Source organism: Rhodanobacter sp. UC4438_H5 (assembly GCF_052978405.1).
In genome coordinates, this window is sequence record NZ_CM129672.1 from 2,015,472 (window position 1) to 2,032,207 (window position 16,736).

Sequence of the window (16,736 nt, forward strand, 5' to 3'; positions counted from 1 at the left end):
CACGCCCACGAAGCACGCCCCCGAACGGCCGAAGGACCAGCCAGGCGGGCACCCCGGAACACGACCCATCGAGCTTTGCTTCCGCGGGGACGGCGGCATCTTCGGACCGCCTCGGAACATCCCGACCCCCGTCGCAGCCGCGAACCGACGCGCCGGAACGAAAGGCATACAGTTTCCGCCAGACCAAGCGCAGACTCTGCGCCGCCGTTACACCGTCATGCGTGCTCCGGCAATTCATGCCGGCCCGAAAGTCGCTGACAACAACGGGAGATGCCCACACCCTGCCCCGCCTGCCATGCACGCAAACCCCTGTTCCAACGCGAGAATCGTCTGCTTGTGCGAGCAGGGGCACCGCCGCATACTCTGAGCAACACCCACTTTGTTGGGTCTACTTGGCGGTTAGGCCTCATGGGGAGCATCTCGGTGGGTACCGCATTCTGGATCAAGCGCTTTTTTACCGTTCTCGTTGGCGCGTTCGTCATCATCGGCGCAGCGCAAATGCTCAAAGGCCATGATTTGTCTTACTCCGTGACTCAAGCTGCAATATGGGGCGCCATCACGGCAATCATGTTCACGGTGGGCAGACTTTATCAATCTCGTAGAGGTCAGCACTGCGCAATCTGCAAGGACACACCAGAAATGCAGCAGGGTGATCGCGGCAGCGATGCCTGACCGTTCGTTCAAGGCGGACGGATTCGCCGCCTCTCAACTCAGCGTTAGGCATAGGGATGCTGTCTGATGAGTACTGAGGCCATATTGGGCATTGGCGTCGCCTTGGTGATCGTGGTCGGCTTCATCGGCAAGCTCATTCCAAAGCGCATGCCGCCCTCCAAGTCCTTCAAGTGTGGTCGCTGCGGTGTACAGGCACTTCACACCAACCGCACTGCAGAGGCATGGCGCAATGGCAAGACAAAATTCTTCTGTCAGTCTTGCCACCACAAGTGGCTCCAGTCGCATTCGCCGCAAGAGCACGAGTCTTATGGTGTACGTGGTTCGTCAGGGCGGGGCTCTGGATGTCTGGGCATCGTGGTGCTGTTTGCGCTAGTTCCAATAGGCACGTGGGCTGTCTGGGCCTATGTCTGACAGCTCGTTCAAGACGGACGGCTTCGCCGCCGCTTAACTCCAGCGTCATCGCACAGGAGAGTTCGCAATGGACACGAAGAGAATCCTTTCTGGCCTCGCCGCGGCGGCTGTATTCGGTCTCGTAGCTGGTGAGCTGATATCCTTGGCCAACTTCACCTTTAATCCCCTTCTGCAATCGATTGTTCTGGGCTTCCTCGCAACCACAATCGGTTCCTTCATAGCGCGTCGGGGTTTTGTCTTTCCCGCGCTCGGCTTGTGGTTCGTGGGCTGGCTTCTCGTCGTCTGTCTCCTCTACTTCATCGCCGCACCGGCTGGTCAGGCGTCTTTCTTGGCTATTGCTCAAATCAACCTGCTCGGCATTGTGTTGTCCGCACTGGCAGTAGTAATTGGTGTATTCGTTGGTCAGGCTCTTGCCAAGCGCGCGCAGCGCAGTGCGCCAGCTATCTAACATTTCATTCGCGGCGGACGGCTTCGCCGCCGCTCAATTCCAGCGTTAGAGCCAATGAAAGCCATCTTGCTCGCCACCATTGCAGCAATTGCGATCCAGCCTTTCGTTCTGTTTGCGTGGTTCCTTTTGCCAGTACTAATAGCTGGCGGCCATGTCTCTCCAAACGAGTTGTTCGGTATCCCTATGTTTGCTGCGGTTCTCGCCGTGCCATTCGTCGTCGTTGTTGGCGTTCCTTCGCTCCTGCTTCTTCGGCACTTCAAGTACCTGTCGTGGTGGTCTCTCGGCACAATTGGTTTGGTTGTCGCTGCGCTCCCGGTAGCCGTCTATGGTTGGTCCGAGTACGCTGGATTTTCGTCGGGAGGTAACTGGTACGGCACACCAGTAGACTTCGTTGTAAACGGTCAAAAGACTTTGTATGGCTGGCTCAGCTACGCACAAAGCGTTGTGTTCTTCGGGTTGCATGGCTTCGCGGGTGCGCTGGCGTTCTTCTTCGTTTGGCGTCGCGCGTTGGGTTCTAACCACCCATTCGGGGCGGACGGCTACGCCGCCGCTCAACCCAAGCGTTAGGGGTCATGTGGAAGATTCTCGCAGCCGCAGTTCTTCTAACCGGACTCGTCGGTTGCGGGACCTTGCGTGATCACCAAATGAACCGTTCGATGGTTCGCTCGCGCGAGGCGGCATTGGCCAAGATCGACCCTGAAGAATGTCGGGCTAAAAATTCATTCAAGCCGAAGCCGCTTCGCGGCTCGGCTCAATTCAGGCGTTGGCCGGCAGCTCGTGCCGGTTTGCCGTATCGCGTGCTTCGCCCAGCTTCGCGCCGGGTTCAACTCACGCGCAAGTCATCAGCCCGAGACTGCAATGACGTCGAGACCGTCCGCTGCCACCGACTGCTTCATCGTCCTGTATCGCTGGCGTCTGCATGCCGGCGCCGAGGACGACTTCGTGCAAGGCTGGTCCCGTATCACCGAGTTGCTTCGGTTGCGCGGTTCGCTCGGTTCTCGCCTGCATCGCGGTTCCGACGGCCTGTGGTACAGCTATGCGCAGTGGCCCAGCGCGCAGGTGCGCCGCGACATCTTTGCGCTCGGTCCTCTCGACGAGGAAGCCAGCCGCCGGATGAAGGCAGCCATCGCGGAGAGCCTTCCGGAGATCACGCTCGACACAAGGGCCGACTACCTCGATGCACTGCATCGCGAGGGCATCTGAAATGACGCGGCAGCCATGGACGGCCTGCACGCCAGCGGGATTCCTGCGGGCCTGATTCTTGCTGCAGTTTGCGCGGCACGTTCGCGAAGCGCGGCTCCGGTGCCGCCTTTCGCGTGTCAACTGGATGCATCGCGCACTCTTTCTCACCCCTGCGACGATCCTCGTCCGCTGCCTCCTGCCCGCCTGCCTTCTCGCCATCCCGGCGCGGGCCGCGATGAAGGCGGGGAGCGAACCGCGGCCTGCGGCGAACCCGGGACAGGGTTCGCGGCAGGCCGCGGAAGTTGCACTACGGACTCAGTGCTGCGCATCCGCGCTGGCACCGGCGTCGCCGTTGGCTTGTGCCGAGGCGGAGAGGCCGCCGCGGGCCGAGCCGTGGGCGTTGGCGTGGCCGCCGGCGTTGGCCGAGCCGTTGCTTTGGGCGGCCGGGCCGGCGTTGGCGTCGGTGGTGCCGTGGGCGGCGCCGGAGCCGGAGACGTCAAGCGATGCATTGCCGGCGCGGCGTGCGGCATCCGCTGCTTGGGGTAGCAGGCCCGACGACGGGGGCGTCGAGTCATTCGACGGCTGTTGCGCGGCGTCCGTGGTTACCGGGCTGGTCCGCGCCGCGTTGCCTGCGGCAGCCGCGCCGAGCGAGCCGTCCGCGCTGACCGACTGGGCGCCGTTGGCGATCGCCCTCCCGGCGCTGTCCAGGCCCGCGCTGGCCGCGGCTTCGGCGTTCGCCGGGGCGCTCTGCACGCGATCCAGCGCGTTGCGGGTTCCGCGTTTGGCCGTCGAGACGGCTGAACGCGTCGAGCCGGCGGCCTGACCGGCGGCATCTGTGGCGGCCCGGCGCGGACCGCTGGCGTCGATGGCGCCATTCACGGAAGAACCCAGTTCGCCTGCACCATTCAATACCGCGTTGCCGTTGCCGGCGGGGTTGGCGGCGACCGAGCCGGCGAGGCTGCCGGCCGCACCCGCGCCCGCCTGGCCGTTCACCTGGCGAGTGGCCTGCGCGGCGGCACCGGTGGCCGCATCGGCGGCTGCCGCGGCACGCTGGTGCGGCGCGCGACGTTCGGCGGCACGGGGGTTCACGTCGGGAGCATGGAGATTGCCCATGCCGCGGGCGGCGCCGTCGATGCGACCACCGATCTGGTCCATGGTGCTCGGCATGGAACCGCGCAAGCCACCGCCGATGCCACCACCGAGCGCGCCGCCCAGCACCTGGGCATGCACCGGTATCGCCGTGGCGAGCGCAAGCGTGCCGGCGAGCAGGCCGATGGTGACAGTCTTGTTGATGAGAGTCGTGTTGCGCATGGTAGGACCTCCTGCCAGCGGACGATCCGCGGCTTCCAAGGTCCTGTACGTCGCTGCCGGGGGAATCCTTCCGTACCGGCCAGTGACGCTTGGGCGGCGTTCAGTTTCAGGGCGACAGCAGGCCGTAACCGTAACGCGGGTCGCGACCGCGGGCGCCGAGCGGGCGCGCTTCGCCGATCAGCTGCTGCTGCACCTGGGCCGCGGCGCCGGTGCGCGGGGCTTCCAGCAGTCGCGCCGCTTTTCGCGCCACGATCGGCGCCGCGAACGAGGTGCCGCGCAGTGCGTTGCGGCCGCTGCCGACCACGCCGGACGCACAGAAATCCACCTGCTCGCCGCTGCCGGCTTCGGGCAGCACACGGTCGTGCGCGTCGACGCCGCTGACGCCGATCACGTCCGGGTACGCCGCCGGATACAGCGGTGGCGCCGCGGGGCCGTCGTTGCCCACGGCGCTGACCAGCACGTGGCCGCGGGCGATCATCGCCTGCACTGCACGCGCGAGCACCGGGTTGTCCGGACCGACCAGGCTGATGTTGATCACCGCCACGTGCTCGCGCGCCATCCACGCCAGCGCGTCCACCAGTTTCGAGGTGGCGCCGCCGACCGCATCGCCGCACCACAGGTCGGCGGCATACAGCGTGTCCGCGTCGCCGGCGACGAGGCGCGCGGCGACCGCCGTGCCGTGCCGCGACGGATTCGCCGTGGTGCAGCCGTGCCGCTCGATGCGCGCGTGCGCCAGCGCGGGATCGCCGGGATCGACGCCGCCGTCGATCAGCCCCACGCGTTGCGATGGCGCAACGGACGACGGCGCCGCTGCCGTCGCGACGCGGGCCGCGTCGCCCTCGCCGGCGGGCAGGTACAGGTGCTGGTAGGTGAACGCTGCACCCGGCGCGGCTCGCTGCAGGGCGCGCAGGGCGCGGGACGTGCGGCGGTCGCGGGTGTCGTGCAGCACCACGAAGTCCAGCCCCAGCGTGGCATCCGCCGACGTTTCGCGATCCACCACGAAACCGGCTGCCTGCGCGGCATCGCGTTGCGCCGTCGACAGGCCGGTGGCGAGGAATTCGCCGCGCAGGACCGGCGCGCCGTGCGGGTCGATGTCGACGCGCCGAGGCTCCCTGCGCCGCAGCGTGTCGATCTGCACTTTTCGCGTGAGGGCGAGCGGGCCGCGCAGCAGGTCGTCGACGCTGTGCAAGGGCGCAACGGGATCCAAGCCGGGCAGACGCGCGCCGGGCAGTTGCACGTTCGGCAATCCTTGCACCGGGCCGAGCACCTGCGCCTGCGCAGGCGCCACGCCGATCGAGGCGATGGCCAGCAGCAAAACGAACACGGCGGACGGACGGCGCATGGGCATGGCCAACGGCCTCGGGAGCAACGGGGCCGGATGCTAGCATGGGTCCGCTTTACGCCCTCGAACCGCGCCGACGCGCACGAGGGATGGAATCCACCCCTCCAGACGTAATGGAAGGTGATGCGTGAATTCGAGCGACGCCGTGCGCGAAGGACTGATCCCGCTGTTGCCGCGCCTGCGCCGGCTGGCGCGGGCGCTGGCCGGCCAGGCCGCCGACGCCGACGACCTGGTGCAGATCGTGCTGGAGCGCGCGCTCGCTCGTGCCGCGCAGTGGCGGCCGGATGCCGCGCTGGATCGGTGGGTGTTCGCGATCGCACGCAATGCCTGGCGCGACGAACTGCGCGCGCGCGGCCGTTCGCAGCATCTGTTCGCGCCGGAGGAAGCCGGCGAGATGGCGGCCGACCGCGCCAGTGCGCAGCCGGCGCAGCAACTGGAACTGGCGATGGCGCTGGCGGCGCTGCCGCCGGACCATCGCGAAGTGGTGGCCCTGGTGCTGGTCGAGGGCATGTCCTACGGCGAGGCCGCCGAGCTGCTGGAGGTGCCGGTGGGCACCGTCACCAGTCGCCTGGCTCGCGCCCGCGCCACCTTGCAGGCCCACCTTGGGAAAGAAGCATGAACGCGATCGACGACGACACCTTGCAGGCTTACGTGGATGGCGAACTCGACGCCGACGCGGCCGCGCGCGTCGACGCCGCGCTGGCGCACGACGCCGTGCTCGCCCACCGCGTGCAGCAGGCGCGTGCCGTGCGCGCGCAACTGCATGCCGCGTTCGACCCGGTGCTCGACGAGCCGGTGCCGGCGCGGCTGTCCGCCTTGCTGCAGCCGCCCGCCGCGCCGGCGCTCGCCGGTGGACGTCATGCGCACGCCATGCATCGCCGCGCACCACGGCGCTGGTATGTGGGCGCCGCGCTGGCCGCGTCGGTGGCACTGCTGGCCGTGGCCCTGTGGTGGCCGCGCGCCGGCGGCGACATGCTGCGCATGCACGGCGGCCAGTCGTTTGCCGCCGGTCCGCTGGAGCAAGCGCTGAATCATGCGCTGGCAAGCGAACCGGAAGCAGATGCGCAGGTGGCGATCGGCCTGAGTTTCCGCAGCAACGACGGGCACATCTGCCGCAGCTTCGTGCTGCATCGTGCACCGGCGCGCGCCGGGCTCGCCTGCCATGGTGACGGCGGCTGGAGCGTGCCCGTGCTCACCGCGGCGCCCTCGCCCGGGGACGACGGCGAACTGCGCCAGGCCGCCAGCGACTTGCCGAGCGCGGTGCGCGCCGCGATCGACGCCCGCTTGCGCGGCGAAGTCTTCGATGCGAAACAGGAGCGCGCAGCGCGCGACGCCGGCTGGCAGTAACCGTGCAGCCCATCACGCGGACTGCGCGACTGCGGCCGTCGACGGTCTTGCATCGCCGGTCCGCTGCCGTGCAGGCTAGGCAGCGCCCGACCGTCGGCCGGCCGCCACCTTCCAATGCGGAGACATACGCCATGTTCAGTCACGTGATGGTCGGCTCGAACGACATCGAACGGGCAAAGCGCTTCTATGACGCCGTGCTGGGTACGCTGGGAGCGGGCCAACCGCACCGCGACCGGACCGCCACCGGCCACGACCGCCTGTTCTATCGGCACGACGGCAACACCTTCTGCGTGAGCGAGCCGATCGACGGCGGCGCGGCAACGTTCGCCAACGGCGGAACGATCGGCTTCAAGTGCAACTCGCCCGAACAGGTGCGCGCGTTCCACGACACCGCCGTGGCCCACGGCGGCACCTCGATCGAACAGCCGCCCGGGCTGCGCGAAAGCGGCTTTGGCGCGCTGTACCTGGCCTACGTGCGCGACCCCGACGGCAACAAGCTGTGCGCGAGCCATCGCGTCAGGCGGGAGGAGTGAGAGCGGGCGAGAAGATGTCTTGTGCCGAGCCGCGCGGAGAGCCCGGAAGGCCCAGTAACGTCATCCCAGCGAACGCGGGAATCCCTGGTGCGCCCCGCAAGATCAAGACGAATTCCCGCGTTCGAACTTCCTTTCGTTGAAACGCAGGAGCACGCATGAACCAGACCGCGAACGCCTCCGACCACCACACTTCGCGCATCGCCCGGCCACGCTGGGTGGCCACGGTGATCCGCCATCCCTCGGCGATCCTCCTGCTGGTGCAGCTGGCCGGCTTGCTGCTGTATCCGTTCATCGAGCAGACGCATTCGGCGCGCGCGTTGTTCGGCGCGTTCGGTGTGGTGGTGTTGCTGCTGACGATCGCGATGGTGCAGCGCACGCGCGGACGCGGCTGGGTGAGCCTGGCGATCGCGGTGCCGGCAGTGGTATTGAACGTGATGGGCCTGACGCTGGAGCTGCCGGCGCTGCGGCCCTGGTGGGCGGCGCTGGAGGCGCTGTTCTACTTCTACGCGGCCGGCTGCCTGATCGCGTACATGCTGGCCGACCGGCGCGCCACCACCGACGAGCTGTTCGCCGCCGGGGCCACCTTCACCCTGCTGGTGTGGGCGTTTACCTATGTGTTCGTGTTGTGCCAGACCTTGCAGCCGGGCTGTTTCTCCGCGGCGGTCGACCCGCAGGCGCCGCGCACCTGGACCGAGCTGCTGTTTCTCAGTTTCGCGCTGATGTCGAGCACCGGCATCGGCGATGTCATCCCGATCACGGTGCATGCGCGCGCGGTGGCCAGCCTGGAGATGTTCGTCGGCGTGATGTATCTCGCGCTGGTGGTCTCGCGGCTGATCGGGCTCACCATCGCTCCGTCGGCAGCGGGCGGCAAGCGCGGAGAATCGTGATTTTTCGACCGGATGAGGAGGTTCGCATGAACGCGCCAGACGCCACCCGCAAGCCGCTGATCACGCGACCGGCGCAGGGCCGCCGCTACGACATGGGCCGCATGCGCGCGGTATTCCATGCCGATGGCGCGCAGACTGCCGAGCGCTACTCGCTGTCGGAGTGGTGGCTGCAGCCGCGCACCGGCGGGCCGGGCAGCCATGCCCATGACGACGACCACATCTATTACGTCCTCGCCGGCACGCTCAGCGTCTGCATCGACGGCGAGTGGGCGCCGGCGCCGCGCGGCAGCTGGGTGCTGATCCCCGGTGGCACGCCGCACGATTTCGAGAATCGCGACGCCGCCGAATGCGGTTTCCTGTGCATCAACACGCCCGCTGGCTTCGAACGGAAGATGCACGAACTGGTGGCCTGGTTTGCCGACAACCCGCTGGGCGACGCCCGGTCCGGTTGACTCGCGCCGGCCGGGCGGACGGGGCTCACTGGACGTCGCACGCCGACTGCAAGATACTGCGGCAGTCGGCACGTAAACGTTTACATCGCGCGCGCCCGACCCCACCGACCCAAGCTCCGCTGACGACGAGGAATCCCCCGATGCGCCTCCCGGCCGCCTTCCGCCATTTCCTGCTCGGCCTGTGCGCCAGCGCCTTGCTGGTTGGCTCCGCCCTCGCGGCCACGCCGGCCACCGTGCAGATCCGCGTCGACGCGCAGGCCGCCGGCACGCCGTTCCCGCACTTCTGGGAAACCATGTTCGGCTCCGGCCGCGCCTCGCTGTCGCTGCGCGACGATTACCGCAAGGACCTGGACGCCGTGCGCGAGGCTACCGGCCTCAGCTACATCCGCTTCCACGGCATCTTCGACCACGACGTGGGCATGGTGAACCGCGACCCGGACGGCTCGATCCGCTACAACTTCTCCTACATCGACCAGATCTACGACGGCCTGCTCGAGCACGGCGTGAAGCCCTTCATCGAGCTGGGCTTCATGCCGCCGGCACTGACCTCCGACCCGAACGAGCTGCAGGAGTTCTGGTATCACCCCAACCGCGCGCCGCCGAAGAACTACGCCGAGTGGGACGCGATGATCACCGCCTTCGCCCGCCACCTGGTCGCGCGTTACGGCATCGACGAGGTAGCCAGCTGGTACTTCGAGGTGTGGAACGAGCCGAACATCGGCTTCTGGGCCGGCGAACCGAAGCAGTCCACCTACTACACGCTGTACGACCACACCGCCCGCGCGCTGAAGGCGGTGAGCCCACGCCTGCGCGTCGGCGGGCCGGCCACCGCACAGGGCGCGTGGGCCACGGATTTCCTGGCGCACACGAAAAAGAACAACGTGCCGGTCGATTTCCTCAGCACCCACGTCTACGGCGACGACACCGCGCAGAACGTGTTCCACAGCGACGAGCACATCCCGCGCCGCGACATGGTCTGCCGCACGGTGGACAAGGTGCACAAGGAGATCCTCGCCTCGCCCTACCCGCAGATGCCGCTGGTGTTCAGCGAGTACAACGCCAGCTACGCCAACCTGCCCAACGTCACCGACACCGTGTTCATGGGGCCGTGGATGGCCAACACGATCCGCGAGTGCGCCGGCAAGATCCAGATCATGAGCTACTGGTCGTTCTCCGACGTGTTCGAGGAACAGGGCATCGTGCGCAATCCGTTCTACGGCGGCTTCGGCCTGATCGCCGCGCGACGCATCCCCAAGCCCGCATTCAACGCCTTCGCGATGCTGCACAAGCTGGGCGATCGCCAGCTGAAATCGGACTCCGACTCGGCCCTGGTGACCAGGCGCGACGACGGCACCGTGGTGCTGGCACTGTGGAACTACGCCCCGCCAGTGGGCGACACCGCCAGCTACACGCCCGGCAAGCCCCGGGGCACGAACAGGCATTTCAGCGTCGACGTGCGCAACCTCGCCGCCGGCGCCCATGCCACCGTGTGGCGGCTGGACGAAAACCACGGCAACGCGGTAGCCGCGTTCGACCAGATGGGTCGCCCGGACTTCCCCAGCCGCGCGCAGATCGCCGCCTTGCGCAAGGCCGGCGAGATGGCGCCGCCGCAGCGCGTCGAACTGCATGATGGCAAGCTGCAGCTCGACATTCCGCCGCAGGGGCTGGTGGTGGTCGAGTTGCGCTGAGGTCGGAGCCCGGCGCGCATCGCGCGCGCCGGAGGCGTCAACCGCCGACTGCCACCGGTTCGTTTGTGCGAACCGGATTTCGCTGCGCATGTTGCCGGCACAACTGCTCCACCAGCGCCCGGTGATCCGGCAGATCCTGCAGCGCGCGCCCCGCCACCTGCTGGATCATCGCGAACTCGCGCCGCGCCTCGTCCATCTGCGGGTAGGCGCTGCGGGCGTGCTCCAGGTCGGTCCTGAACTCCATGCCATAGAGCACGTACTGCCAGCTCGCCGGCATGAACATTTCCAGGTCGGTGACGAAGTCCAGCCGGTGCGGCGGGCGACGCCGCCACAGTTGCAGGCGATCGCGCAGCGTCTGCGGAATGCTGGCCGGGTTGGCGTTGTCGATCCAGAACGCCGAGTCGCGCCGTTGCGACAGGCAGTAATGCATCTTGATGAAGTCGATGATGCGCTCGTAGCGCGCCACCATCATTTCGTTGAAGCGCCGTGCCGTGCGCTCCATGTCGTCGTGATCGGCCGGGAACAGGTGGGTCAGCATGCACACCGCCAGCTCGACCAGCGCGATGCCGGTGGATTCCAGCGGTTCCACAAAGCCGCCGGCCAGCCCGACCGCCACGCAGTTCCCGCGCCAGTGTTCCGGGCGATAGCCGGTCTCGAACTGCAGGTGCTGGGCTTCGAGCGCATCGGCCGCCGCACCGACGTAACGGCGCGCGATCTCCTCGGCCTGCGTGGCATCCATGTGCCGGGACGAATAGACGTGGCCGATGCCGCGGCGCTTCTGCAGGCCGATGTCCCAGACCCATCCCGCCGGCTGCGCCGTGGCCCGGGTATACGGCAGGATCGGCGTGTCCGGTGCCGGATACGGCACCTGCAAGGCCACCGCGCGATCGACGAACAGCACGTCGCGGCGACTGCGGAACGCCGATCGCATGGCGCCGCCGATCAGGCTGCCGCGCAGGCCGGTGCAATCCACGTAGAGGTCGGCCGAGAGCGCACCGAGCTCGGTGGTGACCACCCGCGCGATATTGCCCCGCTCGTCCAGCTCCGTGCGTTCGACCGTCGCCAGATGGCGCTTCACGCCCAGGCCTTGGCCGTGCTCGGCCAGGGTGGCGGCGAAGGCGGCCGCGTCGAAATGGTAGGCATGGTTCATCGGTGCCTGGTAATCGGCATCGGAGGCGTGCTTTGGTGCGCGCCCGTGATCGACCAGCCGGCTCTGCATGGTCACCGCTTCGGCGAACGGCGTGCCTTCGGGGGCGGCGCCCAGCAACCAGTAAGGCAACAGCTCGGGACTGCCCGGCCGACGGCTGGGCGTGTTGAACGGATGGAAGAAACGATCCGCTCCCGGCATGCCCGGCGGCCGCACCCAGTTGACGTACTGGATGCCCTGCTTGAACGTCGCCGTGGCGCCGACCAGGAACCGGCGTTCGTCCAGGCCGATCGCCGCCAGCGTGCCCCGGATCGAGGGAAAGGTCGCCTCGCCCACGCCGAGCAGGCGGATGTTCGGCGACTCGACCAGCTCCACCTGGACGCTCTCCGGCGCCGTGCTGTTCATCGCCTTGGCCAGGTAGCAGGCGGCCAGCCAGCCGGCCGTGCCACCCCCGACGACCAGCACCTTCTTGAGACGTGGCATGGATTTTCTCCCCTGCTGCCATGCAGCAAGCAAATTCGCGATATTCGCAGTAGCATCCGAATTGACAGCGCTGTCATATTGAAGTTGACAGCGCTATCAATCAGCCTACCGCAAGCTCACGATATTGGGGAGAGGGAGACCATGAAACTTCGCTATTCCGCGCTGTACATCGCCGTGACCGCTGTATTTGCATCGGCCGCGGTCCACGCGGCAGGCCAGCAGGCAAGCCAGCCGACGGAGAAAGCTCCCTCCGCCAGCAAGGTCAAGAACCTGGATGCCGTCCAGGTCACCGCGACCAAGCGCGAGACGCCGCTGCAGAAAACCCCGATCGCCATCACCGCGATCGGCGGCGACACGCTCGACAAAGAGCGTGTGATGACCGTGCAGGACCTGACCAAGCTGGTGCCCGGTCTGCAAGGCACCTCGCAGGGCGACCACGGCGTGGTCACGCTGACCTTGCGCGGCATCGGCAACGACAGCGCCAAGACCGAGTATGCCGATCCGGAGGTCGCCACCTTCGTCGACGGCGTGTACACCCCGCGTGCCGAGGCCGCCGCGAGCCTGCTGCTGGACATGGACAGCGTGGAAGTGCTGCGCGGCCCGCAGGGCACGTTGTGGGGCCGCAACTCCACCGCCGGCGCGATCAGCTTCAACACCGTCAAGCCCGACATCGATGGCGGTTTCTACGGCAACGGCAGCATCGGGCTGGGCAACTACAACCAGAGCGGCGTGCGCGCGGCGGTGAACCTGCCGATCAGCAACACCTTCGCGGTGCGCGTGGCCGCCGTGCACGAACAGCACGATGGCTACGTCGACTACCAGAACCCGGTGGGGCAGATCCCGACGCTGGCGCAGCAGCAGGCCAACTATCTCGCCTCCGGCGGCGATCCGGCCAACTTCCGGCCGATCGACACCAACCTGTTCGTGCAGAAGGGCCCGAAGTACAACTCCCAGGACCAGTCCGCCGCGCGCGTGAGCGCCCGCTGGCGGCCCAGCGACAGCTTCCTGTGGGATCTGTCGTACGAGTACTTCAAGGATCGCGGCACGCCGGGCATGAACCTGATGCAGCATCCGCGTGCGGGGCAGGATTTCTGGTCCGCGCTGATCGACGTGGCGCCGTACCTGGACCGCAGCTCGCACTCGGTACGCAGCCGGATGGACTGGGTCATCAACGACAACCTCGAACTGACCTACGTGGCGGGCTTCAACCGCTACTCGGGCAAGAGCGACTTCGACCAGGACGGCGGCGTCAACGTGCCGACCAGTTTCACCACCAACGGCGTGTACCAGGAAGACCGCACCAACCATTCCAACTATCTCAGCTCCAGCCACGAGTTCAACCTCAAGTCCCGCGGCGACAACACGCTGGACTGGATTCTCGGCGCGTACTACGAGCACGAGAACAACAACATCCGCTTCGACATCCCGATCATGAACGGCACCCAGCAGGGCACCGTCAGCTGGCAGGGTTCCTTCATCCAGCCGGAGGAACGGGTCACCGCCACCGCCGCCTTCGCCCAGGCCACCTGGAACATGAGCGACAGCTGGCACCTCACCGGCGGCGCGCGCTGGTCGCACGACAAGCGCGAGAACCGCGGCGGCGTCAACTGGGGCTGGGCCTACGACCCGGCCTACCCGCAGCAGCCCATCTCGCCCGGCCAGCAGCCCGGCGATGTCGGCTTCGCCATCAGCCAGCACAACGACGCCACCTACAGCAAGAGCAAGCCCACCTGGCTGCTGCGCATCAACCATGACGTCGGCGCCAACAGCATGATCTACGCGAGCGTATCGACCGGCTACAAATCCGGCGGCACCCAGGACGGCGGTGCCCTGTACCAGCCCGAGACGCTGACCAACTACGAGATCGGCGCCAAGCTCGCGTTCCTCGACGGCCACCTGACCTGGAACAGCGCCGCGTATTACGAAGTGTTCAAGAACTACCAGTTGTCGGCACCGGTCACCTATCCCGATGGTTCGCACGGGCTCGGCTTCTCCAACGTCGGCGGCAAGACCAAGGTGGCCGGCTTCGAATCGGAGCTGGCCTGGCAGTCGACCAACGACCGCGCCAACCTCGTGCTGTCGGTGATCCCCGAGAAGAAGCTGGGCACGGAGAAGTACGCCGCCAGCAACGACTACTACGTGCCGACGATCTGCCCGCCGGAGTCGACCATCAGCAACAACTGCATGGACATTTCCGGCAACGACCTGCCGCACGCCCCCAACGTGTCGCTCACCGCCATCTACGAGCACGACTTCGTGCTGGGCAGCGGCGGCCGCCTGACGCCGCGGATCAGCGCGCAGTACCAGAGCGCCCAGTGGCTCAGCTGGTTCAACTTCGGCGCAGGCGACAAGCAGAAGGCCTACGCGCGCGGCGATCTCTCGCTGCGTTACACCGAGCCCGGCGACAAGTGGTACATCAACGCCTACGTGCAGAATGTCACCGACGGCAAGGTGAAGAGCAACGCGGCAGGCAGCACCCTGCTCGCCGACGGCAGCGTGGCGTTCACCTCCCAGTACCTGCCGCCGCGCACCTACGGCGTGCAGTTCGGGTTCTGGTTCTAAGGAGCCATTCGTTTCACCGGCGACAGGCCCCTCCCCTGCGGTCGCCACTGGATGCCCCGGCAACGGGGCATCCTTTTTTGCCGGCTGCAAACGCGAAGTGATCCAGCCTGAGCGACCTCATGCGAGTGCATGGAAGCCAGCGTAGCTCTACTGCCTCCTCTGACCGTGGCCGATGTGGATGCGGCCCGCTTCTTGCCCGAGCGCACGATTGAGCGCGTCGGCCGGCCCTATCGACGGCACGCCGGGCGCGGTCCTGGAACTGTCGCAAGCGATCGCCCGCTACATGTTGCAAGGTGATCGCGGCTTCCAATGCCGCGATACTTGCTGGTCGGCCCAACTTTCATCGTCGACAAGCAAGGGCTATCGTGATTCATGGAATGCAATCAACAGGGCGCACGGGTGGCTGGACCAGGTGTCGGATGCCACAACTTTGCCAGCGCTTGCGAACGCTCTCATCAAGGGGGTCCCGATGCGAGTCCCTGTTCGCGCCGTAGCGTCAGAAGTACCAATCTCACGTGCCGGATGAAAGATATGCGCTGGCCCCTGTGCCGCCCGCGAGGCCATCTTGCCCGCCCTGTCGCGGCTGCTGGGCGATTCCGCCTTGGAGCGGTCTGCGGATACCGTGAGAAGCGAAAACATGACATACCGCAATAACAAATGCGCGACGCATCGAGACGGAGTGCTGGCACTCGCAAGAGCGATTTATGCGACGGCTTTCCTGTGTGTAGCCAGTTTTGGCGCTGCCGCAGCCCCTCCTCCCTTCCAGAGATTCAATGACTCATTGAAGGCCTTCACTCGCGGGGCCGCCGACAATTTCGAGACGTATATGGCTCTGCGCCATCTATATGCAGAGATCGATCCTCCGCACCGCAATTACGCCGCTCAGATGCTATCGATGTACGATGCAATGAACGGCCGTTATGAGGATGCAGATATCCACTTCCGGGAATCCTTCCCCGGGGCAACGAAACCGCGTAGTTGCCCAATTGACGGGTACCGGTCTGTTCCGTTGAAGGAGGCTATCACCAGCGTCGCGCTCGATTCCCGGGTGCTCATGATCAACGAATCGCACTCGGAGATTGGGACGCGCGCACTCATCCTCCGAATGCTTCCAATACTGCGCAAGGCGGGCTTCCGGAACGTCGCTTTCGAGGCTTTGGCGGGCCCGAAAGACATGCCGGGGTGGGTCGCAGGAGCTTCAGTTTTACCCCTCGATGACAGAGATCTGGTTACGCGGGGTTATCCGCTCGACTCCAATCAGGCCGGGTTCTATCTGCGCGAACCGGTTTTTGGCGAACTCATCCGGCATTCGATCCAACTTGGATTCAATTTGGTTGCGTACGATCCAAGGAACTTCTCGTCGCGGGACGATCGCGAAGAGAAGGAGGCTCGAAACCTGAAGGCTTTCTTGGACGAACATCCACATGAGCGACTGCTCGTCATAGCTGGTTATTCCCACATCTGGAAGACCGGTGGCTGGATGGCGGACAGATTGAGAACCATGGGAAATTACAAAATTACCTCCGTTGACCAGATAGATGGTTGGGGTGGATGTGAAGGCACCACGTGGTCGAAATCATATCCATTTGTTTTCATGAGCAGATCGTCAAATTCGGAGTATTGGGCCTATAAAAAAGGCACGGACGTGACGGTTCTCAATCTGATGAACAATCAGCGCGGCGCAAGGACGAGCTGGCTATCACTGAACGGATTCCGGCGGAAGGTCACGCTGCCTGGCTCGGTGTGCAATGGGCTAGCGCCATGCCTGGTATCGGCCACCTACATTTTGGAATCGGCGGACGCCGTTCCGGCTGATCGTCTTTTTGTATTGGAAGGCGAGAAACCCATTTTGTATCTCCGACCGAACACCTATCGCCTGACTTCCCAAACTGGCACAGGCAAATTGGTGTGGCGTCTACAAGTAGACCAAGAAGGAGAGACGCTGGAGCCAGTAGAGACTCAAGCACGCAGCCATAGGAACCCACTCAAAAATTCGCGGTGAGGTTCCCGCTGTTGTTCTCAAAGTCAATATTTTTCGAATCAACGCAAGCGTTCGCCCGCCACGGCCTCTCTCGCATCCTTCGGACGGTTTGGATGCATCCTGGTTAAGGGGCACCGTGCCCGATCCGGGTGCGGCCATCGGTCAAGTGTTTCGGGCATTGCCTCGGTTCGGGCGTCGGGCCACCGCTCCTGCGTTGCCTCAATTCGGGCGTCCCTGCCCTCGCGCTGCCTTCGCCATGTTGTCGTGTTGGGAGGGCTTTCGACGTCGAG

Annotated in this window: 16 protein-coding genes; 13 read left to right on the forward strand and 3 right to left on the reverse strand. The window is 65.9% G+C overall.

Features of this window, described 5'->3' with window-relative positions:
- The first annotated feature begins 423 nt into the window (after positions 1-423).
- From ACVCL9_RS09610 to ACVCL9_RS09630, 5 genes are all read left to right on the forward strand, one after another.
- Positions 424-672, forward strand: a complete 249-nt coding sequence (locus ACVCL9_RS09610) for a hypothetical protein (protein WP_447098301.1) — start codon at positions 424-426, stop codon at positions 670-672.
- A gap of 66 nt (positions 673-738) precedes the next feature.
- Entirely contained in the window at positions 739-1,083 is a 345-nt protein-coding gene (locus ACVCL9_RS09615) for a hypothetical protein (protein WP_447098300.1), read from the forward strand.
- Between the two features lie 67 nt (positions 1,084-1,150).
- A complete protein-coding gene (locus ACVCL9_RS09620) occupies positions 1,151-1,531 on the forward strand; it encodes a hypothetical protein (RefSeq protein WP_447098299.1) in 381 nt (126 codons plus the stop codon).
- A gap of 54 nt (positions 1,532-1,585) precedes the next feature.
- Entirely contained in the window at positions 1,586-2,098 is a 513-nt protein-coding gene (locus ACVCL9_RS09625; protein WP_447098298.1) for a hypothetical protein, read from the forward strand.
- A gap of 291 nt (positions 2,099-2,389) precedes the next feature.
- Complete coding sequence (locus tag ACVCL9_RS09630; protein WP_395119908.1) at positions 2,390-2,734, forward strand: antibiotic biosynthesis monooxygenase; 345 nt, start codon at positions 2,390-2,392, stop codon at positions 2,732-2,734.
- Between the two features lie 294 nt (positions 2,735-3,028).
- On the opposite strand, the gene ACVCL9_RS09635 is transcribed toward ACVCL9_RS09630, so the two are convergent.
- Positions 3,029-4,024 (reverse strand): hypothetical protein, encoded by a 996-nt coding sequence (locus ACVCL9_RS09635; RefSeq protein WP_447098297.1) that lies wholly within the window; start codon positions 4,022-4,024, stop codon positions 3,029-3,031.
- 106 nt (positions 4,025-4,130) lie between these two features.
- Positions 4,131-5,372, reverse strand: coding sequence for a S8 family serine peptidase (locus tag ACVCL9_RS09640; protein WP_447098296.1), 1,242 nt, complete (start codon positions 5,370-5,372; stop codon positions 4,131-4,133).
- A 121-nt stretch (positions 5,373-5,493) separates the two neighbouring features.
- Between ACVCL9_RS09640 and ACVCL9_RS09645 the strand changes: the two genes are divergently transcribed.
- The 6 genes from ACVCL9_RS09645 to ACVCL9_RS09670 all read left to right on the forward strand — a co-directional run bounded on the left by ACVCL9_RS09645 (position 5,494) and on the right by ACVCL9_RS09670 (position 10,273).
- Positions 5,494-5,985 (forward strand): RNA polymerase sigma factor, encoded by a 492-nt coding sequence (locus ACVCL9_RS09645; RefSeq protein WP_136257897.1) that lies wholly within the window; start codon positions 5,494-5,496, stop codon positions 5,983-5,985.
- On the forward strand, positions 5,982-6,713 hold the full coding sequence (locus ACVCL9_RS09650) for an anti-sigma factor family protein (protein WP_447098295.1): 732 nt from the start codon (positions 5,982-5,984) through the stop codon (positions 6,711-6,713). The genes ACVCL9_RS09645 and ACVCL9_RS09650 overlap by 4 nt, the downstream gene beginning before the upstream one ends.
- A 131-nt stretch (positions 6,714-6,844) precedes the next feature.
- Complete coding sequence (locus ACVCL9_RS09655) at positions 6,845-7,246, forward strand: VOC family protein (protein ID WP_136257895.1); 402 nt, start codon at positions 6,845-6,847, stop codon at positions 7,244-7,246.
- A 155-nt stretch (positions 7,247-7,401) separates the two neighbouring features.
- Positions 7,402-8,133: an ion channel gene (locus ACVCL9_RS09660; RefSeq protein WP_447098294.1), complete on the forward strand. Its 732-nt coding sequence runs from the start codon at positions 7,402-7,404 to the stop codon at positions 8,131-8,133.
- A gap of 26 nt (positions 8,134-8,159) precedes the next feature.
- Entirely contained in the window at positions 8,160-8,585 is a 426-nt protein-coding gene (locus ACVCL9_RS09665; RefSeq protein ID WP_447098293.1) for a cupin domain-containing protein, read from the forward strand.
- A 140-nt stretch (positions 8,586-8,725) separates the two neighbouring features.
- Positions 8,726-10,273: a GH39 family glycosyl hydrolase gene (locus tag ACVCL9_RS09670; RefSeq protein WP_447098292.1), complete on the forward strand. Its 1,548-nt coding sequence runs from the start codon at positions 8,726-8,728 to the stop codon at positions 10,271-10,273.
- A gap of 37 nt (positions 10,274-10,310) precedes the next feature.
- Here ACVCL9_RS09670 and ACVCL9_RS09675 read toward each other — a convergent pair whose 3' ends face one another.
- Positions 10,311-11,903, reverse strand: coding sequence for a tryptophan halogenase family protein (locus ACVCL9_RS09675; protein WP_447098291.1), 1,593 nt, complete (start codon positions 11,901-11,903; stop codon positions 10,311-10,313).
- A gap of 141 nt (positions 11,904-12,044) precedes the next feature.
- Here ACVCL9_RS09675 and ACVCL9_RS09680 point away from each other — a divergent pair, with 141 nt between their 5' ends.
- Together ACVCL9_RS09680 and ACVCL9_RS09685 are read left to right on the forward strand one after the other, a co-directional pair.
- On the forward strand, positions 12,045-14,465 hold the full coding sequence (locus ACVCL9_RS09680) for a TonB-dependent receptor (protein WP_447098290.1): 2,421 nt from the start codon (positions 12,045-12,047) through the stop codon (positions 14,463-14,465).
- 637 nt (positions 14,466-15,102) lie between these two features.
- Positions 15,103-16,467 carry a hypothetical protein gene (locus ACVCL9_RS09685; RefSeq protein ID WP_447098289.1) on the forward strand — a complete coding sequence of 455 codons (1,365 nt, stop codon included), beginning with the start codon at positions 15,103-15,105 and terminating at the stop codon, positions 16,465-16,467.
- The last annotated feature ends 269 nt before the right edge of the window (positions 16,468-16,736 follow it).